Origin of the sequence: Thermobispora bispora DSM 43833 (assembly GCF_000092645.1) — a bacterium.
GTDB classification, from domain to species: Bacteria; Actinomycetota; Actinomycetes; order Streptosporangiales; family Streptosporangiaceae; genus Thermobispora; species Thermobispora bispora.
This window is the reverse complement of record NC_014165.1, coordinates 3,383,303-3,404,110: the sequence shown is the minus strand read 5'-3', so window position 1 is coordinate 3,404,110 and position 20,808 is coordinate 3,383,303. Positions and strand designations below refer to the sequence as shown.

16 protein-coding genes are annotated in these 20,808 nt (G+C 72.5%); 9 read left to right on the top strand and 7 right to left on the bottom strand.

All coding sequences use genetic code 11. The features are described from left to right. The first annotated feature begins 164 nt into the window (after positions 1 to 164). Together TBIS_RS18275 and TBIS_RS14345 are read left to right on the top strand one after the other, a co-directional pair. On the top strand, positions 165 to 608 hold the full coding sequence (locus TBIS_RS18275) for an SSI family serine proteinase inhibitor (protein ID WP_013133126.1): 444 nt from the start codon (positions 165 to 167) through the stop codon (positions 606 to 608). Positions 609 to 830: 222 nt separating this feature from the next. Further along, on the top strand, positions 831 to 1,790 hold the full coding sequence (locus TBIS_RS14345; RefSeq protein ID WP_013133125.1) for a zinc-binding dehydrogenase: 960 nt from the start codon (positions 831 to 833) through the stop codon (positions 1,788 to 1,790). Positions 1,791 to 1,832: 42 nt separating this feature from the next. Here the strand turns inward: TBIS_RS14345 and TBIS_RS20120 are convergent, their stop codons facing one another. The 4 genes from TBIS_RS20120 to TBIS_RS14325 form a co-directional block, all read right to left on the bottom strand. Beyond that, entirely contained in the window at positions 1,833 to 2,576 is a 744-nt protein-coding gene (locus tag TBIS_RS20120) for a PadR family transcriptional regulator (protein WP_013133124.1), read from the bottom strand. Between the two features lie 261 nt (positions 2,577 to 2,837). Continuing rightward, on the bottom strand, positions 2,838 to 3,014 hold the full coding sequence (locus TBIS_RS19460; protein ID WP_013133123.1) for a DUF6104 family protein: 177 nt from the start codon (positions 3,012 to 3,014) through the stop codon (positions 2,838 to 2,840). A 111-nt stretch (positions 3,015 to 3,125) separates the two neighbouring features. Then, on the bottom strand, positions 3,126 to 6,785 hold the full coding sequence (locus TBIS_RS14330; RefSeq protein WP_013133122.1) for a multifunctional oxoglutarate decarboxylase/oxoglutarate dehydrogenase thiamine pyrophosphate-binding subunit/dihydrolipoyllysine-residue succinyltransferase subunit: 3,660 nt from the start codon (positions 6,783 to 6,785) through the stop codon (positions 3,126 to 3,128). A gap of 182 nt (positions 6,786 to 6,967) precedes the next feature. Beyond that, entirely contained in the window at positions 6,968 to 7,624 is a 657-nt protein-coding gene (locus TBIS_RS14325; protein WP_013133121.1) for a B3/B4 domain-containing protein, read from the bottom strand. A gap of 154 nt (positions 7,625 to 7,778) precedes the next feature. Here TBIS_RS14325 and TBIS_RS14320 point away from each other — a divergent pair, with 154 nt between their 5' ends. Then, positions 7,779 to 8,885, top strand: a complete 1,107-nt coding sequence (locus tag TBIS_RS14320; RefSeq protein ID WP_013133120.1) for an MBL fold metallo-hydrolase — start codon at positions 7,779 to 7,781, stop codon at positions 8,883 to 8,885. Positions 8,886 to 9,125: 240 nt separating this feature from the next. On the opposite strand, the gene TBIS_RS14315 is transcribed toward TBIS_RS14320, so the two are convergent. Both TBIS_RS14315 and TBIS_RS14310 read right to left on the bottom strand, forming a co-directional pair. Beyond that, positions 9,126 to 11,600, bottom strand: a complete 2,475-nt coding sequence (locus tag TBIS_RS14315) for a glycoside hydrolase family 65 protein (RefSeq protein WP_013133119.1) — start codon at positions 11,598 to 11,600, stop codon at positions 9,126 to 9,128. Continuing rightward, positions 11,597 to 12,343 carry a beta-phosphoglucomutase family hydrolase gene (locus tag TBIS_RS14310; protein WP_013133118.1) on the bottom strand — a complete coding sequence of 249 codons (747 nt, stop codon included), beginning with the start codon at positions 12,341 to 12,343 and terminating at the stop codon, positions 11,597 to 11,599. Before TBIS_RS14310 ends, TBIS_RS14315 begins: the two co-directional genes overlap by 4 nt. A gap of 249 nt (positions 12,344 to 12,592) precedes the next feature. On the opposite strand from TBIS_RS14310, the gene TBIS_RS14305 reads away from it, so the two are divergent. The 6 genes from TBIS_RS14305 to TBIS_RS14280 all read left to right on the top strand — a co-directional run bounded on the left by TBIS_RS14305 (position 12,593) and on the right by TBIS_RS14280 (position 19,790). Then, complete coding sequence (locus TBIS_RS14305; RefSeq protein ID WP_013133117.1) at positions 12,593 to 13,822, top strand: ROK family transcriptional regulator; 1,230 nt, start codon at positions 12,593 to 12,595, stop codon at positions 13,820 to 13,822. Then, on the top strand, positions 13,819 to 15,327 hold the full coding sequence (locus TBIS_RS14300; protein WP_013133116.1) for a sugar ABC transporter ATP-binding protein: 1,509 nt from the start codon (positions 13,819 to 13,821) through the stop codon (positions 15,325 to 15,327). The genes TBIS_RS14305 and TBIS_RS14300 overlap by 4 nt, the downstream gene beginning before the upstream one ends. Beyond that, a complete protein-coding gene (locus tag TBIS_RS14295; RefSeq protein ID WP_013133115.1) occupies positions 15,324 to 16,370 on the top strand; it encodes an ABC transporter permease in 1,047 nt (348 codons plus the stop codon). The genes TBIS_RS14300 and TBIS_RS14295 overlap by 4 nt, the downstream gene beginning before the upstream one ends. Before the next feature lie 129 nt (positions 16,371 to 16,499). Continuing rightward, on the top strand, positions 16,500 to 17,564 hold the full coding sequence (locus TBIS_RS14290; RefSeq protein ID WP_013133114.1) for an ABC transporter substrate-binding protein: 1,065 nt from the start codon (positions 16,500 to 16,502) through the stop codon (positions 17,562 to 17,564). An 18-nt stretch (positions 17,565 to 17,582) separates the two neighbouring features. Then, on the top strand, positions 17,583 to 18,749 hold the full coding sequence (locus tag TBIS_RS14285) for a Gfo/Idh/MocA family protein (RefSeq protein ID WP_013133113.1): 1,167 nt from the start codon (positions 17,583 to 17,585) through the stop codon (positions 18,747 to 18,749). A gap of 33 nt (positions 18,750 to 18,782) precedes the next feature. Next, positions 18,783 to 19,790 carry a sugar phosphate isomerase/epimerase family protein gene (locus TBIS_RS14280; RefSeq protein ID WP_013133112.1) on the top strand — a complete coding sequence of 336 codons (1,008 nt, stop codon included), beginning with the start codon at positions 18,783 to 18,785 and terminating at the stop codon, positions 19,788 to 19,790. A 454-nt stretch (positions 19,791 to 20,244) separates the two neighbouring features. On the opposite strand, the gene TBIS_RS14275 is transcribed toward TBIS_RS14280, so the two are convergent. Further along, positions 20,245 to 20,733 (bottom strand): MSMEG_6728 family protein, encoded by a 489-nt coding sequence (locus tag TBIS_RS14275; RefSeq protein ID WP_013133111.1) that lies wholly within the window; start codon positions 20,731 to 20,733, stop codon positions 20,245 to 20,247. Positions 20,734 to 20,808: the final 75 nt, after the last annotated feature.

Here is a 20,808-nt window from a genome sequence, read left to right as displayed (position 1 = left end):
TCAGACGGGTACTGACCTGGCCTAGTGTTGTGTCCTTGTTGTTATGGAACGGGGGGAACCAAAGAAGTCTCCGTGACGTCAGAGCTAACTAAGCCTGCGGAGTGGATGCTTGCGGCGGGGGCCCCTGGCGGTGAAGCTGCTGCCAGCGAAACGGGGGGAAGCGCATGAAGTCACTCCTTGTTCTCCTAGCCGGTGCCGCCCTGGGGGCCGGTCTCGCCACGCCCGCCATGGCGGAGCCCGCACCGCCGCAGTCGTCCGCGCAACCGTCGGCCCAGGCCGCCGACCCGGCGAACGCGCCGACGCGCGCGGTGACCATCAGCATCGAGCCCGGCACCGGGTCCGGGAATCCCACCAAGACCGTGGACGTCGACTGCCGGTCGGTCAGCGGTTCGCACCCGCACGCCGACACGGTCTGCGCGGCCCTGGAGCGGGTGGGCGGCGACATCACCGCGCTCCAGCCACGCGCCGACGTGGCCTGCTCGATGCTGTACGACCCGGTCACGGTCACCGCCAGCGGCATCTGGGACGGCCGGCAGTTCTGGCTCCGGCGCACCTTCGGCAACCGGTGCCAGATGGAGGCCGTCGAGGGGGACCTGTTCAAGATCTGACCACGGCGGTCGTATGACCCGCGTAAAGACGGCGGGAACGCGGTGCCCGGTGGTGCCACGCCACCGGGCCCTTTCGCGTCACGGCTCCCGCCGGGCCCGGACGCGGCATGGGGGAGTTCCCGTGATCGACGGGCGCGCCGGCGCCCGGACACGGCAGGGGGCCGTCCCGTGATCGCGGATCCCGATCGTGATGGGCGTACGGCCCCCGGGTAGGGTTCGGCCATGTTCGCCGTAACCGCTACGAAGACCAACCCCGACAACCCGCTGGAAGGGCTGACGCTGGGGGAGCGCCCCGAGCCGGAGGTCCCGGAGGGGTGGACGACCGTCACCGTCAAGGCCGCCTCGCTCAACCACCACGATCTGTGGACCCTGCGCGGGGTGGGCATCAGCCAGGACCGGCTGCCGATCGTGCTCGGCTGTGACGCGGCCGGCCTGGACGAGGAGGGCAACGAGGTCATCGTCCACGCGGTGATCGGCTCGGGCGAGGGGGATGAGACCCTCGACCCGAAGCGGTCGCTGCTGTCGGAGGTGTACGACGGCACGTTCGCCGAGCGGGTCGTCGTGCCGAAGCGGAACCTGGTGCCGAAGCCGGCCGCCCTCTCCTTCGAGGAGGCCGCCTGCCTCCCCACGGCCTGGCTGACCGCGTACCGGATGCTGTTCGAGAAGGCCGGGGTGGAGCCCGGGTCCACCGTGCTCGTCCAGGGCGCGGGCGGCGGTGTGTCGACCGCGCTGATCGTGCTCGGCCGGGCCGGCGGCTACCGGATCTGGGTGACCAGCCGGTCCGAGGAGAAGCGGGCCCGGGCCCTGGAGCTGGGCGCCGACCGCGCGTTCGAGCCCGGGGCGCGGCTGCCGGAGCGGGTGGACGCGGTGATGGAGACCGTGGGCGCCGCCACCTGGAGCCACTCGATCAACGCGCTGAAGCCCGGCGGGCGCATCGTGATCGCCGGGGCCACGACCGGGCACGTCGCCCCCACGCACCTCGCGCAGGTCTTCTTCCTGCAGAAGTCGATCGTCGGGTCGACCATGGGGACCCGGGACCAGCTCGCCCGGCTCGCCGTGTTCCTCGAGCAGACCGGCGCCCGTCCGGTGATCGACCGGGTGCTGCCGCTCACCCGCGCCGAGGAGGGCTTCGCCGCGATGCTCCAGGGCGACATCTTCGGGAAAATCGTCTTCACGCTCTGACCCCGGGCCCGTCCCGGCGGCCCGCTCCGCCCGGGACGGGCCTCAGCGGCGGAGCGTCTCGCCGATGCGCCGCGCCGCCTCGTCGAGGATCTCCTGGCAGCGCCGCAGCTCCTCCTCGGTGATCCCGCCGGCGCAGACGTCCCGGTGCACCCGGGCCACGAAGTCGGCGAGCGACCGCCCGAACTCGTCCTCCGGTGCCGGGCCGGGCCGCCCGGTCGGCGGCCAGATCTCCTCCCAGATCCGGCGGAACTCCCGCTGCCAGCGCTCGCCCTCCGCGCGGAGCCGCCGGGTGTGCCGGCTCCACTCCTCCATCTGGCGGCGCCACTCGTCCTGGGCCTGGCCGCCGTGCCGCCGCAACTCCCGCTCGATCTCCGTCCAGGCGCCGTTCCGGGCGTCGCGCCCCACGTTCCGGGCCATCCGGGTCAGCTCCTGGCGCAGGGAGCGCACGGTCTGCCGGACGTCCTCCTTGAGCTCCCGCGCGATGTCCTGGACCGAGGCGGTGATCTCCTGCTCCAGCTCGGCGAGCTCGTCCATGCGGGCGCGCAGCTCGGCCCGGCCCTTGTCGGTGATGGTGAAGACCTTCTTGCCGTCCACGACCTCGTGGGTGACGAGGCCCTCCTCCTCCAGCCGGGCGAGGCGGGGATAGATCGTTCCCGGCGAGGGCGAATAGACGCCGAGGAAGCGATCCTGGAGCAGCCGGATCACCTCGTACCCGTGCCGTGGGCTCTCCTCAAGGAGCTTCAACAGGTACAGCCTGAGCCGGCCGTGCCCGAAAACCGGGCTCATGCCCTCTCCTCCGCATGGTCATGACAGGTCCGCCGCCGAGCCGGGGTGCTCGCCGGGCGTGAGCCGGGGCCGCCGCGCCGGCCGGCCACGGCCGATCACGCCGGGAGTTCCCGGACGAAGACACGATATATCGCGTCGCACCCAAGTCTAGACGCCGTGCGTCCGGCGCGCGGGACCGTCACCGCTCGCCCAGGGGTACGGCGCCGCCGGCGGGGACCGGCCGGCCCGCGGGCCCGGCCTCCGGGCGGACCGCCCGGCCGGTCACTCCTCCTCGTCGTCCAGCCGGGCGAGCCAGGTCGCCAGCCGGTCGACCGGGGTCTCGAACTCGGGGTTGAGGTCGACGAACTCGCGGAGCCGGTCGGCGAGCCAGACCATGCTGACCTGCTCCTCACCGCGCCGCTCGACGAGCTCTTCGATCCCTCGGTCCGTGAAGTACATGCGTGCCTCTCGGTGCTGGAGACGGCAGTCTCGGTGCTGGAGACGGCAGACCACGCGCGGGGGAGGTCCTCCCGGACGGCCGCCGGGCCGGACCTCCCCACGCCGCCTGCGTCAGCCGAAGATCTGCTGGAGGAGCTCCTCCTGCTCCGACTCGTGCTTGTGCTGCGAGCCGGTGGCGGGCGACGAGTTCGGCAGGCGGGAGACCCGGCGCAGGGTCCGGCCGCCGAACAGGTCGGGCTTCTCCACCATCTTGAGCGCGAGGTACGGCCAGACGCCCATGTTCATGGGCTCCTCCTGCGCCCACACCAGCTCCACGTCGTCGCGGTACCGGGCGAGCTCGGCCTTGAGCGGCCGCTCCGGGAACGGGTAGAGCCGCTCGATGCGGACGAGCGCGATGTCGTCGCGGCCCAGCTTCTCCCGGCGCGCGAGCATGTCGTAGTAGAACTTGCCGGTGCACAGGACCACGGTGCGGACCTTGGCCGGGTCCACCTTCGCGTCGCCGATCACCGGCTTGAAGGAGCCCGAGGTGAACTCGTGCTTCGCCGACGTGGCCGCCTTGAGCCGCAGCAGCGACTTGGGCGTGAACACGATCAGCGGCTTGCGCCGGTTCGAGAGCACCTGCCAGCGGAGCAGGTGGAAGTAGTTGGCCGGGGTGGACGGCACGGTCACCGTCATGTTGTCCCGGGCGCAGAGCTGCAGGTAGCGCTCGATCCGGCCGGAGGAGTGGTCGGGGCCCTGGCCCTCGTAGCCGTGCGGCAGGAGCAGCACCACGGAGGAGCGCTGGCCCCACTTCTCCTCACCGGACGAGATGAACTCGTCGATGATCGTCTGCGCCCCGTTGGCGAAGTCGCCGAACTGGGCCTCCCAGATCACCAGCGCGTCCGGCCGGGCCACGCTGTAGCCGTACTCGAAGCCCATCGCGGCGAACTCGCTGAGCAGCGAGTCGTACACGTAGAACTTCGTGGTGCCGTGGTCGAACGCCTTCAGCGGGGTGTGCTCCGCGCCGGTCTTCCGGTCGATGAGCACCGCGTGCCGCTGGCCGAAGGTGCCGCGCCGGGAGTCCTGGCCGACCAGGCGGACCGGGTGGCCGTCGATGAGCAGCGAGCCGAAGGCGATGAGCTCGCCGGTCGCCCAGTCGATCGCGTCCTCGGCGACCATGGTGGCGCGCCGCTGGAGCACCGGGGCGAGCCGCGGGTGGACCGTGAACCCCTCGGGCAGGTTGATCTGGGTGTCGATGACCCGCTTGATCACGTCCTCGGTGGTGGCCGTCGGGGTGTCCTCGTGCGACCACGGGACCCGGTCCTCGCCCTGGGTGATGCGGGAGGCGTCGAACTCGACCGGGTTCCTGGCGGCCTCGCGGGTCTCGGTGAAGGCGCGCTCGAGCTGCTCCTGGTAGTCGCGGAGCGCCTGCTCGGCCTCCTCCATCGTGATGTCCCCGCGGCCGATCAGCCGCTCGGTGTACAGCTTGCGGACCGACCGCTTCGCCTCGATCAGGTCGTACATCAGCGGCTGGGTGAAGGCCGGGTTGTCGGTCTCGTTGTGCCCGCGCCGCCGGTAGCAGACGAGGTCGATCACGACGTCCTTGCGGAACGCCTGGCGGTACTCGAAGGCGAGCCGGCCCACGGCCACGACCGCCTCGGGGTCGTCGCCGTTCACGTGGAAGATCGGCGCCTGGATCATCCGGGCGACGTCGGTGGCGTACACCGAGGAGCGGGAGCTCGTCGGGCTGGTGGTGAAGCCGACCTGGTTGTTCACCACGATGTGCACCGTGCCGCCGGTGCGGTAGCCGCGGAGCTGGGACAGGTGGAGCGTCTCGGCCACCACGCCCTGGCCGGCGAACGCCGCGTCGCCGTGGATGAGGATCGGCAGGACGGTGAAGCCCTCCTCGCCGCCGCCCCGCTCGAGCAGGTCCTGCTTGGCCCGGACCACGCCCTCGAGGACCGGGTCGACCGCCTCCAGGTGCGACGGGTTCGCCACCACCGACGTCTTGATCTTGCTGCCGTCGGGGGCGACGAAGTCGCCGGTGGCGCCGAGGTGGTACTTCACGTCACCGGAGCCGTGCGCGCTGCGCGGGTCGAGGTTGCCCTCGAACTCGCTGAAGATCTGCGCGTACGACTTGCCCACGATGTTGGCGAGCACGTTGAGCCGCCCGCGGTGGGCCATGCCGATGACGACCTCGTCGAGCCGGGACTTGGCCGCCTCGCTGATCACCGAGTCGAGCAGCGGGATCAGCGACTCGCCGCCCTCGAGGGAGAACCGCTTCTGCCCGACGTACTTGGTCTGCAGGAAGGTCTCGAACGCCTCGGCGGTGTTGAGCCGGCGGAGGATCCGCAGCTGCTCGTCGCGGCTCGGCTTGGGGTGCGGCCGCTCCACCCGCTCCTGGATCCAGGCCCGCTCCTCCGGGTTCTGGATGTGCATGTACTCGATGCCGATCGTCCGGCAGTACGAGTCGCGGAGCACGCCGAGGATGTCGCGGAGCTTCATCCGCGGCCGGCCGCCGAAGCCCCCGGTGGGGAACTCGCGCTCCAGGTCCCACAGGGTGAGGCCGTGCGAGTTGATGTCGAGGTCCGGGTGCTTGCGCTGGCGGTACTCGAGCGGGTCGGTGTCGGCCATGAGGTGGCCGCGGACCCGGTAGGCGTGGATCAGCTCCATCACCCGGGCCGACTTGGCCACGTCGTCGTCGTGGTCGGCCTGGATGTCCTGGACCCAGCGCACCGGCTCGTACGGGATGCGGAGCGACTCGAAGATCTCCTCGTAGAAGCCGTCCGCGCCGAGCAGGAGCTGGTGGATCAGCCGGAGGAACTCACCCGACTGGGCGCCCTGGATGATCCGGTGGTCGTAGGTCGAGGTGAGGGTCATCACCTTGCTGATCCCGAGCCGGGCCAGGGTCTCCTCGGCCGCCCCCTGGTACTCGGCCGGGTATTCCATGGCGCCGACCCCGATGATCGTGCCCTGGCCGGGCATGAGGCGCGGCACCGAGTGGACGGTGCCGATGGTGCCGGGGTTGGTGAGCGTGATCGTGGTGCCCTGGAAGTCCTCGACGGTGAGCTTGCCCGCCCGGGCCCGGCGCACCACGTCCTCGTAGGCCACCCAGAACTGGCGGAAGTCCATGGTCTCCGCCTTCTTGATCGACGGCACCAGGAGCTGGCGGCTCCCGTCCTCCCGCTGCACGTCGATCGCGAGGCCCAGGTTGACGTGCTCCGGCTTCACCAGGACCGGCTTGCCGTCCACCTCGGCGTAGGAGTAGTTCATCTCCGGCATCGCCTTGAGGGCCTTCACCACGGCGTAGCCGATGAGATGGGTGAAGGAGACCTTGCCCCCGCGGCCGCGCCGCAGGTGGTTGTTGATGACGATGCGGTTGTCGATGAGCAGCTTCGCCGGGATGGCGCGCACGCTCGTCGCCGTCGGCACCGCGAGGGAGGCCTCCATGTTCTGCGCGGTGCGGGCGGCGGCGCCGCGCAGCCGCTCCTCGGTGGCACCGGACGGGATCGGCGCCGCCTGCTTCGCCGCCGGTGCCTTCTTCTCCTCCGGCTTCACCGGGGCCTTAGGTGCGGACGGTGGCGCGGGAGCGGCTGCGATCTTGCCGTTCGTGGACTCAGCCGGGCTCTTGGGCGGAGCGTGTACCCCACTTCCGTAGTCGGCGAAGAAGTTCCACCACGCTCGATCCACGGATTCTGGATCTTCGAGGTACTTCTGGTACAGCTCATCGACGAGCCACTCGTTCTGCCCAAAGCTCGCCAGGGGGTCTGTGTGCGACGACTGAGACGACACGGCGGAAATCGCCCTCTTCCGCTGATCGGCGTTGATGTTTTAGGAAGAACCGACTCCAAGGCTACTCGCCTTGCACGGTCAGGTAAGCGGGACAAAGGTGCCCGTGTATTCCATCCTTCCAGGATCGGCAGAACGAGTCACTCACCCCTAGCCACTTTGGGGGGTAGTCCGTCCCACCCGGCTCATCGCGACCCGCCGGCGACGATGAGCCGCGACTCGACCCGCACGCCCGGAGTGATCTCGGCGAGCAGTGCGGCGAGCGCGTCCCCGGCCGCCGCGAGCTCCTCCAGGGTGAGCGGCTCGAGCCGCTCGAGCAGGAAGAGCGCGTCGACGGTCTCCTCGGTGATCCTGGTCCGGACGCATTGCCGCCAGTTCCACCGGCGGCAGGTGACGCCGGCGTCGTCACGCCAGATTACCTCCCCGATTTCGGGCGCGCCGAGCGCGTCCTCCGAGGGCTCGTCCCCGGCCGCCCGCACCAGCCGCGCCGGCCCCTGGTAGCGGCGCAGATCCTCGCCGCCGATCGGGAGGCAGTGCCGTACCGAGACCGCGTTGTAGGCGTCGACGACGAGGTTGATCTCGGGGAGCGGCTTCCGCCGGGTGAGCGCGTCGACCGAGGGCCTGGTCCGGCTCGGCTTCGCGCCGAACGACCGGTACGCGTCCCGCCACGCCTCCAGCCGGGGGTCGTCGAGCGGGGCGGCGTGCTCCGCGGCCTCGGCGAGCCAGGCGCGGGATCGGTCGTCCGAAGGGCCGTTGGCCAGGCCGTACGCGCAGACGGCGAGCACGGCGAAGTCGGGTCGCAGCGCGGTGACCGCGTCGTCCACGTGAATCCGGTCGATCATCCGGCCAGCCTATCGCCGGCGGGATTCCGATGTTTCCCCGGCGATTTTCCCCGGATCCGGGCTCCGGCCCCACGATCACGCGGGCCCGTAGCAGAACGACATTCTGTTCAAGGAGAGAATCGTTCTCGGACGACAGCGGAGAGAGGCGGGGTGCATGGTCGAGAACGCCAAGAACGCCGGGAAGGGCGCCGGGAGCGGCGCCAGGAACGCCGTGACGCCCGCGAGCCCCAGGCAGCACGAGGCGTGGATCTCCGGTGCGCTGCCCGAGGTCGAGCGGGTGCGGCCCGGGCTGTGGTCGATACCGGTGCCGATCCCGATCAACCCGCTCCGGTACGTCCTGGTCTACGCGCTGGAGCTCCCCGACGGCGTGGCCATCATCGACGCCGGCTGGAACACCGAGGAGGCCTACCAGGCGCTCGAGGCCGGGCTGCGGACCGCCGGCTACGCGATCACCGACGTCAAGGCCGTGCTCGTCACCCACATGCACCCCGACCACTACGGCCTCGCCGGGCGGATCAGGGAGACCTCCGGGGCGTGGATCGGCCTCCACCCGGCCGACGCGCGGCTCATCCACGACCGGTACGAGAAGGACGCGATGGAGAAGCTCGCCGAGGAGCAGCTCCACCTCCTCGTCCGGTGCGGCGTGCCGCAGATGACCGCCCAGGAGCTCGCCGAGGCCTCGATGATGATCCGCAGCTTCGTGTCCATGGCCATGCCGGACCGGCTCATCGAGCACGACGAGCGGATCGGCCTGCCCGGCTGGGACCTGCGCGCGGTGTGGACCCCCGGGCACTCCCCGGGCCACCTGTGCTTCGCCGACCCGGAGCGCCGGCTTCTGTTCTCCGGGGACCACGTGCTGGCGAGGATCACCCCCAACGTGGCGGTGCACCCGCAGTCCGCGCCGAACCCGCTCGCCGACTACCTCGACGCGCTGCGCGCGCTCGACGCCCTCGACGTGGAGGAGGTGCTCCCCGCGCACGAGTACCGGTTCCGCGAGCTGTCCGGCCGCATCGCGTACCTCATCGAGCACCACGAGGAACGGCTCGCCGAGGTCGCGGACGCCGTGGCCGCCGCGCCCGGCACGACCTGCTGGGACGTCACCACCCGGCTGACCTGGTCGCGGCCGTGGGAGGAGATCCCGACGTTCATGCAGCGGGCCGCGAACAACGAGACCCTCGCCCACCTGGTGCTGCTCGAGTCGCGCGGCCGGATCACCCGCACCCCCGGCGAGCCCGACCTCTGGTACCCGGCCGATTCGTGAGCCGGGCCGCGGCGCCCCCGGCGGATGATCCGGTACGCCACGGGAGCCGCCGGGCGTGCCGGCCCGGGCGGCGCCGCCGGCCGCCCGGGAGCGGTGGCCCGGCGTGGGCGGCCCGTCGCCGGCCCGGCATGGCCTGGTCCGGTCCTGCGGCCCGGCCGGTCGGCTCAGGTCCGTCTGTCTGGCCTCCGGCCCCGCCCCCGTTCTCAGGCCGTCTCGGGAGCGCCGGCCTGGTGGGCGGGCTCAGGCCGTCTCCGGGTCTCCGGCCCGGCCGCCGGCCTCAGGTCCCTTGCGATCCCCGGGACCGGCCGCGGGCCCCGGCCGTCCGCCCGCGGCCGGGGAGCGCCCGGGCAGCGCCGCGCAGCCGCGGAACGGCACGCGGGGGAGCGGCTCCCGGCCCGGAGGCTGGCGGATCTCGATGTCCGGCGGCCGCACCTCCGGGGTGGGCCGGGTGGCCTCGTCGCTCAGCGTGATCTCCTCGTCGTAGTGGACCATGGTCAGCGGCGGCCCGTCGAGCAGCCGGTAGACGGTCCGCTCCGGGGTGACCTCGACGGCGAGCAGGCGGCCCCGGTAGCGGAGCCGGAACGCGAGCCGGCGCAGCAGCGCGGGGAGCCGCGGCGCGAACCGGATCACCCCGTTGTCCGCCCGCATCCCGCCGAACCCGGCGACGAGGGCGAGCCACGCGCCCGCGAGCGAGGCCATGTGCACCCCGTCCCTGGTGTTGTTCTGCAGGTCGCGCAGGTCCATCAGGGCCGCCTCGCCGAGGTAGGCGTAGGCGAGCTCCAGGAACCCGACCTCGGCGGCGAGCACCGCCTGGGTGCAGGCGGACAGCGACGAGTCCCGGACGGTGAGCGCCTCGTAGTAGGCGAAGTTCCGCGCCTTCTGCTCGGGGGTGAAGCAGTCGCTGCACAGGTGCATCGCGAGCACGAGGTCGGCCTGCTTCACCACCTGCTTGCGGTAGAGCTCGAAGTACGGGAAGTGGAGCATGAGCGGGTACTGCTCCGGCCTGGTGGAGGCGAAGTCCCACACCTCGTGCTGGGTGAACCCCTCGTGCTGCGGGTGCACCCCGAGCCGCTCGTCGTACGGGATGTACATGGCGCCGGCCGCCTTCCGCCAGCCGGCGATCTCCTCCGGCGCGACCCCTAGCCGCTCGGCGTCGGCCGGGTAGCGCTCGGCGGCGGCCGCGGCGGCGAGCAGGTTCCGCCGCGCCATGAGGTTCGTGAAGACGTTGTTGTCCCGGATGGCGCTGTACTCGTCCGGGCCGGTGACGCCGTCGATGCGGAACCGGCCGTCGGGGCCGAAGAAGCCGAGCGAGCACCACAGCCGGGCGGTGGCGACGAGCAGCGGCAGGCCGACGTCGCGCTCGAAGCCGACGTCCTCGGTGGCGTCGACGTACCGGATCACCGCGTCCGCGATGTCCGCGTTGACGTGGAAGGCGGCGGTCCCGGCCGGCCAGTAGCCGGAGCACTCCTCCCCGTTGATCGTCCGCCAGGGGAAGGCGGCCCCCTCGAGCCCGAGCTGGGCGGCGCGCGCCCGCGCCTTCGGCAGGATCGACAGCCGCCAGGCGAGCGCGTCGGCCGCCGCCCGGGGGTAGGTGTAGGTGAGCACGGGGAGCACGAAGCCCTCGGTGTCCCAGAAGGCGTGGCCGTCGTAGCCCGACCCGGTGAGCCCCTTGCCGGGGATGAGGCGCTGCTCCACCCGGGCGCCCGCCTGGAGCAGGTGGAACAGCCCGAACCGGACCGCCTGCTGCACCTCCTCGTCGTCCTCGAGCTCCACGTCCGCGCCCGCCCAGAACTCGTCGAGGAACTCCCGCTGCTCGGCGCACAGGCCGTCCCATCCGGTGAGCTTGGCGGCGGCGAGCGCGGCGACCACCTGGTCGTGGAGGGCGGGCCGGGAGCGGACGGCCGACCAGCCGTACCCGATGTACTTGATCAGCCGGAGCCGCTGCCCGGCGAGCAGCCGGGTGGCCACGGTGACGCGGCTGACGTCGCCCTCGCCGTCGGCCTCGATCCGGGTGCCCTGCGGGCCGTCGACCTCGTGGCGCATCGCGGCGGCCACGCGCAGCCCGCTCACCCGGGTGCGGTGGACCATGACGGCCGCGCCCTCCGCGGCCGGGATGTTCTCCTCCAGCACGAGCGGGGTCGGGATCAGCGCCCCGGCCCGGGGGTCGGCGTCGATCCGGGGGACGGTCTCGTTCGCCACCAGCTCCGACTGCACGACCACGCGGAGCGGCCGATCGACCGGCTCGACCTCGTACTTGATCGCGGCCACGGCCCGGTGGGTGAACGAGACCAGCCGGGTCGAGGTGATCCGGACGTGCCCGCCCGCGGGCGAGCACCACCGGACGCGCCGGGTCAGGGTGCCGGCGCGCATGTCGAGCACCCGCTCGTGCTCGTGGAGCGTGCCGTACCGGACGTCGAACGGCTCGTCGTCCACGAGCAGCCGGATCAGCTTGCCGTTGGTGACGTTGACCACCGTCTGGCCGGACTCGGGGTACCCGTACCCCGCCTCGGCGTACGGCAGCGGCCGCAGCTCGTAGACCGAGTTGAGGTAGGTGCCGGGCAGGGCGTGCGGCTCGCCCTCGTCGAGGTTCCCGCGCAGGCCGATGTGCCCGTTGGAGAGGGCGAAGATCGACTCGGTCTGGGCGAGGACGTCGAGGGAGAGGGTCTTCTCGCAGACCTGCCACGGATCGCAGGCGAAGGCGGGGTGGCGGATCATGATGACGGCTCCAGCAGCTCGGCGAGGTCGGTGACGACGAGGTCGGCCCCGTGCTCGCGCAGCGCGGCCGCCTGGCCGGCCCGGTCGACGCCGACGACGAGCGCGAAACCGCCGGCCCGGCCGGCCGCCACCCCGGCGATGGCGTCCTCGAAGACCGCGGCTTCGCCGGGGGTGAGCCCGAGCGCCTCGGCGGCCGCCAGGTACATGTCCGGGGCCGGCTTGCCGGCGAGGCCCCGCCGCCGGGCGACCACGCCGTCGATGCGCGCGTCGAAGAGCCCGTCGATCCCGGCGGCCTTGAGCACGTGCCCGGCGTTGGCGCTCGCCGAGACCACGGCCGTGGCGAGGCCCGCCTCGCGGACCGCGTGGACGTACCGCACCGAGCCGTCGAAGACCTCGACGCCCCGCTCCTTCAGCACCGCCTGCACGAGCTCGTTCTTGCGCGCGGCGAGCCCGTGCACGGTCCAGGCGCCCGGCGGGTCGTCCGGTGAGCCCTCCGGCAGCCGGATGCCCCGGGCGGTGAGGAAGGCGCGGGCCCCGTCCAGCCGGGCGCGCCCGTCCACGTACCGGTCGTAGTCGGCCACCTCGTCGAACGGCTCGAACGGCGTGCCGGTCCGCTCGGCGCGGGCCCGCAGGAACTCGTCGAACATCCGCTTCCACGCGGCCGCGTGGACCGTGGCGGTGCGGGTCAGCACGCCGTCCATGTCGAACAGGCACCCGCGGACCCGGTCGGGCATCCCGAGCATCGTCTCCCCCGATGGCGTGGCGTGACGCCGCCGCGCTCTCCACGGGTCTACCCACGGCCGCCGGTTTAGTGCGGATCGGGCGGCATTCGCCGGTACGAGGCGCCCTCCGGGCCGGGCTATCGCAGATGCGCACCCAACTTTTGCTGAAAACGACGAAAGTTATAAAGCTGCGGCACAAAGCATCTTCACATACCGGCCAAAGCGGCTTACCTTCGGCTTAATGACTCCGCCGTCATCGCCGGAGGAGCCGTGAAGCGAAACGCCGTCCGTGCCGAGAACGTCCACCAGGAGGCCCTGCTCCGCCTGCTGCGCGACGGAGGACGGTCCCGGGCCGAGATCGCCGACCTCGTCGAGCTGTCCCGATCGAAGCTCAACGCCGAACTCGATCGCCTCATCGAGATGGGCCTGGTCGAGCAGGCCGGGCTGGCCGCATCCCGCGGGGGCAGGCGATCGGGGATGGTGCGGCTCTCCCCGCACCTCAGGTTCGCCGCCATCGACATCGGTGCCACGTCGATCGACGTGGCGGTGACCAACGGCGAGCTGGAGATCCTCGGCCACATCGGCGAGCCCGCGGACGTGCGGGACGGCCCGGTCGCCGTGCTCGACCGCGCGGTGACGCTCCTCGGCAAGCTCCAGGAGCAGGGGGTGTTCACCACGCTGCACGGCGCGGGCATCGGCGTGCCCGGCCCGGTCAGTTTCCGCGACGGCGTGCCCGTGGCCCCGCCGATCATGCCCGGCTGGGATCGCTACCCGGTGCGCGAGGTGATCAGCCAGGAGCTCGGCTGCCCGGCCGTGGTGGACAACGACGTCAACCTCATGGCCATGGGCGAGCTCCACTCCGGCCTCGCCAAGCAGGTCGAGGACTTCCTGCTCGTCAAGATCGGCACCGGCATCGGCTGCGGGATCGTGGTCGGCGGCAAGATCTACCGCGGGGTGTCCGGCAGCGCCGGCGACATCGGGCACATCCGGGTGGACGACCAGGGCCCCACCTGCAAGTGCGGCAACACCGGCTGCCTGGAGGCCTACTTCGGGGGCGCCGCGCTCGCCGCCGAGGCCGTGAAGATCGCCCCGCGCTCGCCGTACCTCTCCGAGCGGCTCGCGGCCACGGGCGAGCTCACCGCCAAGGACGTCGCGGCCGCGGCCACGCTCGGCGACCCGGCGGCGATCAAGCTCATCCGGGACGGCGGGCGGAAGGTCGGCCAGGTGCTCGCCAGCCTGGTCAGCTTCTTCAACCCCGGGCTCGTGATCATCGCGGGCGGGGTGGCGCGGATCGGCCACGTGCTGCTCGCCGAGATCAGGAGCGTGGTCTACCGGAGGTCGCTCCCGCTCGCCACCGGCAACCTGCCGATCGTCCTCTCCGAGCTGGGCGACCGGGCGGGGGTGATCGGCGGCGCCCGGCTCATCACCGACCACGTCTTCTCCGCCTCGCCGTCCACCACCGGCCCCCGGATCACCGCGCGGAGGGGTGCGTACCGGTGAGCGAGCTGCTGGTGATGCGGGGGATCGTCAAGGAGTTCCCCGGGGTCCGGGCCCTCGACGGGGTGGATCTCGAGGTGCGGGCGGGGGAGGTGCACTGCCTCCTCGGCCAGAACGGCGCCGGCAAGTCCACGCTCATCAAGATCCTGTCCGGGGCGCACCGGCCCGACGCGGGCACCATCGTGCTCGGCGGCGAGCCGGTGCGGTTCACCGGGCCCACCGCGGCGATCAAGGCCGGGATCTCCACGATCTACCAGGAGCTCGACCTGGTCGACGGGCTCACGGTCGCGGAGAACATCTTCCTCGGCCACGAGAGCGCCCGGCTCGGCTTCCTCCGGCGCCGCCGGATGAACCGCGCGGCCGGGGAGCTGCTCGAGCGGCTCGGCCACCCCGAGCTGCCGCCCACCGCCGAGGTCGGGCGGCTCCCCGCGGCGGCGAAGCAGGTGGTGAGCATGGCGCGGGCCCTGTCCCGCCGGGCCCGCCTCATCGTCATGGACGAGCCGTCGGCCGCGCTCGCGCACGACGAGGTCGCGAACCTGTTCCGGATCATCCGGGAGCTCACCGCCCAGGGCGTCGCGGTGATCTACATCTCCCACCGGCTCGCGGAGATCCGCGAGATCGGCGACCGGGTCACCGTGCTCAAGGACGGCAAGGCGGCGGCGGTCGGCCTCCCGGCCGCCACCACCCCCACCGCCACGATCGTCTCCCTCATGACCGGGCGGAACGTGGAGTACGTCTTCCCGCCCCGCCCGGAGCCCGGCGCCCTGGACGGCCGCCCCGAGGTGCTCCGGGTCGAGCACCTCACCCTGCCCGGGCACTTCACCGACGTCTCGTTCACCGTGCGGGCCGGCGAGATCGTCGGGCTCGCCGGGCTGGTCGGCTCCGGCCGCTCCGAGATCATCGAGACGATCTACGGCGCGCGCCGCCCGGCCGCGGGCCGGGTCCTCCTCGACGGCGCCCCGGTACGGCCGGGCAGCACCGTGCACGCGGTACGGCTCGGCATGGGCCTCGCGCCCGAGGAGCGCAAGGCGCAGGCGCTGCTCATGCACGAGACGGTCGGGCGGAACATCACGATCGCCGGCCTCCACCGGTTCTCCCGGCTCGGCTGGATCGACCGCGGCCGGGAGCGCGCCGAGGCCGAGCGGCTGGTGCGGGCGCTCGACATCCGGCCGCCCGACCCCGACCGGCCGGTGCGCACGCTCTCCGGCGGGAACCAGCAGAAGGCCGTGCTCGCCCGGTGGCTCGGCGACGGCCGCCGGCTGCTCCTCCTCGACGAACCCACCCGCGGGGTCGACATCGGGGCGCGGGCCGAGCTCTACCGGCTGATCCGCCGCCTCGCCGACGACGGCATCGGCGTCCTGCTCGTCTCCAGCGAGGTGCCCGAGGTGCTCGGCCTCGCCGACCGGGTGCTCGTGCTCCGCGAGGGCGCGGTCATCCACGAGGGGGACGCCCGCGACCTGGACGAACGCACCGTACTGGACATGATCATGGAGGGGAGTGCGAGGTGACGGACGCTCGCGCACCGGGTGAGGTCAGCCCGCCGGTCGATGAGCGGCCGGCCGGGCGCGCCGCGGCACGGCAGGCGTGGCCCGGGGCCGCGCTGCTCGGCCGGATCGGCCGGAACCACCACCTCGGCCTCGTCGCCGTGCTGCTCCTGCTCGCCGTGGTCGGCCTGGTGACCGCCCCCGAGAACTTCGCCACGACGTCGAACCTGGTGAGCATCCTCGCGCTCGCCTCGACCATCGGCGTGATCACCGTCGGGATGACGTTCGTCATCATCGGCGGCGGCATCGACCTGTCGGTCGGCGCGATCATGGCGCTCGCCTCGGTCTGGGCGACCACGCTCGCCACCCAGTCGTACGGGCCGCTGGTCATGGCGATGTGCGCGATCCTGGTCGGCACCGGCGCCGGCCTGGTGAACGGCTTCCTCGTCGCGTACGGCCGGATGGCGCCGTTCATCGCCACCCTCGCCACGCTGGTGGCGGCGCGCGGCCTCGCCCAGCGGATCTCCGACCGGAAGACCCAGCTCATCCGCCCGGAGAACCAGGCGATCGTGGAGCTCTCCACCACCCGGGTGCTCGGCCTGCCGCTGCTCGTCTACATCTTCGCGGCCGTCGTGCTGGTGGGCTGGCTCGTGCTGAGCCGTACCACCTTCGGCCGGCGCACCTACGCGGTCGGCGGCAACCCGGAGGCGGCGCGGCTCGCCGGCATCGACGTGCGGCGCCACACGATGCTGCTGTACGCCCTCTCCGGCCTGTGCTGCGGCATCGCGGCGATCCTCATCATGGCCCGGACCACCACGGGGTCGAGCACCCACGGCGACCTCTACGAGCTCGACGCCATCGCGGCCGTGATCATCGGCGGCACCCTGCTCTCCGGCGGCCGCGGCACGATCATCGGCTCGATCCTCGGCCTGATGGTCTTCACGGTGATCACGAACCTGTTCATCCTCAACGGCCTCGACACCAGCGACCAGCTCATCGCGAAGGGACTGATCATCGTGGTGGCCGTGCTCTTCCAGCGGCGCGCCCTGACCGCCGCCCGCACCTAGCCCTGCGCACGGCGATCGCCCATCGCGCGTTCCCGCTCGATCACCGCGGACTTCCCCGCTCGATCACCGCGGACCGACTCCGTACCAACGGGTTTCCCCTGCACCCCCCGACCCGAAGGAGGGATTCTCGTGTCCCTGCACCGCCCCCTCGGCCGGCGCGGCTTCCTGCTCGGCGGAGCCGCCGTCGGCGCCGGTGCCCTGCTCACCGCCTGCACCGGCAATGAGCCCGCGCAGAGCTCGTCCACCCCGGCCCAGCAGGCCGCCCTGGCGGGCACCGACAACGACCAGCCGGGCCCCAAGGTCGTGATCGGGTTCTCCGCGCCCGCGGCCGACCACGGGTGGATCGCGGCGATCGCGAAGAACGCCGAGGAGATGGCGAAGCGGTACCCGGACGTGGAGTTCCGGCCGGTCGAGCCGACCAACGACATCAACCAGCAGATCTCGGCGGTCGAGTCGCTGATCCAGGCCAAGGTCGACGTCCTGGTGATCCTGCCGAACGACGGCGAGCAGCTCAACCAGGTCGCCCGCAAGGCCATGGAGGCGGGGATCCCGGTCGTCAACCTCGACCGGATCTTCCCGGACAAGCTCTCGTACCGCACCTGGATCGGCGGCGACAACTACGGCATGGGCGTGGCCGCCGGTCACTACATCGGCAAGAAGCTCAAGGAAAAGGGCGTGACCGACCCGGTGATCCTGGAGATCCAGGGCATCGCCACGCTCCCGCTCACCCAGGAGCGCAGCAAGGGATTCGCCGACGCGCTCCGCACGTACGGCTACAGCGTCACCGACCAGCAGGACGCCAAGTTCACCGTGGAGTCCGGCACCCAGGTCGCGAGCAACCTGCTCCAGGCGCACAAGAAGATCGACGCGATCTGGAACCACGACGACGACCAGGGCGTCGGCGTGCTCGCCGCGATCAAGGAGGCGGGCCGGAACGAGTTCTTCATGGTCGGCGGCGCCGGGTCGGCGAACGCGATGCGGGAGATCAAGTCCGGCACGAGCGTGCTGGAGGCGACGGTCACCTACAGCCCCACCATGGCCGGGTCGGCGATCAAGATCGCCCGGCTGATCGCCCAGGGCAAGGGCATGAGCGACCTGGTCGAGAACGAGGTCCCGCAGTCGATCACGCTCGCCTCGGAGACCGTGACCAGGGAGAACGTCGACAAGTACCTGCCGCTCGGATTCGAATCCTGATCTGGGGGAGATCACGTGATGGACAACAGGCCGGCGCTCGGGGTCGGCATGGTCGGGTACGCGTTCATGGGGCGCGTCCACTCGCAGGCGTGGCGTGGGGTAAGCGCGATATTCGACCTGCCGGTCAGGCCGGTCATGACCGCGCTGGGCGGCCGCTCCGCGGAGAAGGCGGCCGCCGCGGCCGCCCGGCTCGGCTGGGCGTCCGTGGAGACGGACTGGCGGCGGATCGTCGAGCGGGACGACATCGCGATCGTGGACATCTGCACGCCGGGCGACTCCCACGCCGAGATCGCCATCGCCGCGCTCGACGCCGGCAAGCACGTGCTCTGCGAGAAGCCGCTCGCCAACACCGTGGCCGAGGCCGAGGCCATGGCCGAGGCCGCCCGGCGGGCGGCGGCCAAGGGCGTGCGCGCCATGGTCGCCTTCAACTACCGCCGCGTCCCGGCCGTCGCCCTCGCCCGGCGGTACGTCGCCGAAGGGCGGCTCGGGGAGATCCGGCACGTCCGCGCGCAGTACCTGCAGGACTGGATCGTCGACCCGGAGTTCCCCCTGGTCTGGCGGCTGCAGAAGGAGAAGGCCGGCTCGGGGGCGCTCGGCGACATCGGGGCGCACATCATCGACCTGGCCCAGTACATCACCGGCCAGCGCCTCACCGGGGTGTCGGCCCTCACCGAGACCTTCATCAAGGAGCGGCCGCTCGCCGAGGAGTCGAGCGGCCTGGCCGGCGAGAGCCGTACCGGGGCCAAGGGGCCGGTCACGGTCGATGACGCCGCCCTGTTCATCGGCCGGTTCGACGGCGGGGCGCTCGGCTCGTTCGAGGCCACCCGGTTCGCCACCGGCCGCAAGAACGCGCTCCGGATCGAGGTCAACGGCTCGCTCGGCAGCCTCGCCTTCGACTTCGAGGCCATGAACGAGCTGTGGTTCTGCGACGCGACCGAGCCCGACGCCGGGTTCCGGCGGATCCTCGCCACCGAGCCGCACCACCCCTACGCGGGCGCCTGGTGGCCGCCGGGCCACGGCCTGGGCTACGAGCACACCTTCGTCCACGAGGTGAAGGACTTCCTGGAGGCGATCGCCACCGGGACCGACCCGTCGCCGTCGTTCGAGGACGGCCTGCAGGTGCAGCGGGTGCTCGCCGCCGTCGAGGAGAGCGCGGCGAACGGCTCGCGCTGGACCGACCTGTGAACCTGACCGGCCCACCGGAAAGCGGGTGTGACCATGACGCGACCGATCACGCTGTTCACCGGCCAGTGGGCGGACCTGCCGTTCGAGGAGGTCTGCCGGCTCGCCGCGGAGTGGGGCTACGACGGCCTGGAGATCGCCTGCTGGGGCGACCACTTCGACGTCGAGAAGGCCCTCACCGACGACTCCTACGTGGAGCGCAAGCGGGAGGTGCTCGCCAAGTACAACCTCGGCGTGTGGGCGATCTCCAACCACCTCGTCGGCCAGGCGGTCTGCGACCACCCGATCGACGAGCGGCACAAGGCGATCCTGCCCGCGCGCGTCTGGGGCTCCGGTGACCCGGAGGAGGTACGGCGGCGCGCGGCCGAGGAGATGAAGAACACCGCGCGGGCGGCGGCCCGGCTCGGCGTCTCCACCGTGGTGGGGTTCACCGGGTCGTCGATCTGGCACACGGTGGCGATGTTCCCGCCGGTGCCCCCGTCGATGATCGAGGCGGGCTACCGGGACTTCGCCGACCGGTGGAACCCGATCCTCGACGTGTTCGACGAGGTCGGGGTGAGGTTCGCCCTCGAGGTGCACCCGAGCGAGATCGCCTACGACTACGAGACCACCGTGCGGACGCTGGAGGCGATCGGGCGGCGGCCCGCCTTCGGCCTGAACTGGGACCCCTCGCACATGGTCTGGCAGGACATCGACCCGGCCGGGTTCATCCTCGACTTCGCCGACCGGATCTACCACGTGGACTGCAAGGACGCCAAGGTGCGGGTGGGGAACGGCCGGCGCGGGCGGCTCTCCTCCCACCTGCCGTGGGCGGACCCGCGGCGCGGGTGGGACTTCGTCTCCACCGGGCGGGGCGACGTGCCGTGGGAGGAGTGCTTCCGCGCGCTCAACGCCATCGGCTACGACGGCCCGATCTCCATCGAGTGGGAGGACGCCGGGATGGACCGGCTGCAGGGCGCGCCGGAGGCGCTCGAGTTCATCCGCCGCCTCAACGCGATCACCCCGCCGGCGGCCGCGTTCGACGCCGCGTTCTCCTCGTCCTGACCGGGGGTCCCCGGCTCGTCCTGACCGGGGTGTCCCCGGCGTTCTCCTCGCCGCCGACCGGGCGCGCCGCCCGTCCCGACCGGGCGCGCCCCCGGTCCTGAGCGGACGCCTCCCGGCGTGCGGCGCCCGCCGTGGGCCGTGGCCGGCCTCCCCGCGGCCCGGCGGGCGCCCCGGTGCCGCCCCGGCCCGGCCGGCCGACCGGGCGTCCTCGGCCCGGTTGAGCGCTCTCGGCCCGTCCCGGCCCCGGCCGGGCCCGGGGCCCGGCCCGGGAGGCCCCTGTCGCGGGGCCGGGCCTTGTCCCGCCCGGGGAGACGCGCCGCGGCGCCACGGCCGGGGCTCGCCGGGATGCCGTCCTCTGCCACGGCCGTGCCGCCGGTCCGCGCGCGGCGGCCCGGCGGCACGGCCCGGTCCTTGGCACGCCCCGGCGGTCATCCCCGGGCGCCGGCCCGCGCCGTCACCCGCCGGCGCGCGGGCGCGAGCGCGGCCGGTCGGAGAGCGGCCAGACGTAGGGCAGGTCGTCCGGGTCGTCCGGGAAGTACCGCCGGTAGTGGCCGGGGTTCTTGCGGAGCAGCGCGGAGCGGTGGCTGCGGTGGAAGGCCGGGTCGCCCAGCCACGGAGGAAGATCGCCGGCCGCGCCCAGCTCGGCCTGGGTCCGGGGCGCGGCGATGCCGAAGTCGGCGCGGAGCCGGTCGCAGATCGCGGCCGCACAGGTGTCGGTGTGGCCCAGGGCGGCCCATGCCGCGCAGATCTCCAGCCCGTAGCGGGCCAGCGCCTCCTCGTACCCCTCCCACATCCGCACCGCGGGGTGGTGCTGCCAGCCGTACCCGGGGACGGTGAGGGCGCGGAGCACCATCAGCGCCTCGACCCGCTGCCGGCCGAGGCGGCGCAGGTCGAGGACGCGCGCGGTGGCGGCGAAGCCCGGGTAGGGCAGGAAGGTCTGCACGTTGTGACGGGCTACCCGCTCCGGCCCGGAAATCCCCGGGCCGGAGCGCCGGACCCGCCCGTCCGCCCCGGCCGG

Bases quoted from the DNA above. Each gene is read 5' to 3' on its own strand.
- TBIS_RS18275 (WP_013133126.1), top strand. From the start codon at position 165: ATGAAGTCACTCCTTGTTCTCCTAGCCGGTGCCGCCCTGGGGGCCGGT.
- TBIS_RS14345 (WP_013133125.1), top strand. From the start codon at position 831: ATGTTCGCCGTAACCGCTACGAAGACCAACCCCGACAACCCGCTGGAA.
- TBIS_RS20120 (WP_013133124.1), bottom strand. From the start codon at position 2,576: ATGAGCCCGGTTTTCGGGCACGGCCGGCTCAGGCTGTACCTGTTGAAG.
- TBIS_RS19460 (WP_013133123.1), bottom strand. From the start codon at position 3,014: ATGTACTTCACGGACCGAGGGATCGAAGAGCTCGTCGAGCGGCGCGGT.
- TBIS_RS14325 (WP_013133121.1), bottom strand. From the start codon at position 7,624: ATGATCGACCGGATTCACGTGGACGACGCGGTCACCGCGCTGCGACCC.
- TBIS_RS14320 (WP_013133120.1), top strand. From the start codon at position 7,779: ATGGTCGAGAACGCCAAGAACGCCGGGAAGGGCGCCGGGAGCGGCGCC.
- TBIS_RS14315 (WP_013133119.1), bottom strand. From the start codon at position 11,600: ATGATCCGCCACCCCGCCTTCGCCTGCGATCCGTGGCAGGTCTGCGAG.
- TBIS_RS14310 (WP_013133118.1), bottom strand. From the start codon at position 12,343: ATGCTCGGGATGCCCGACCGGGTCCGCGGGTGCCTGTTCGACATGGAC.
- TBIS_RS14285 (WP_013133113.1), top strand. From the start codon at position 17,583: ATGGACAACAGGCCGGCGCTCGGGGTCGGCATGGTCGGGTACGCGTTC.
- TBIS_RS14280 (WP_013133112.1), top strand. From the start codon at position 18,783: ATGACGCGACCGATCACGCTGTTCACCGGCCAGTGGGCGGACCTGCCG.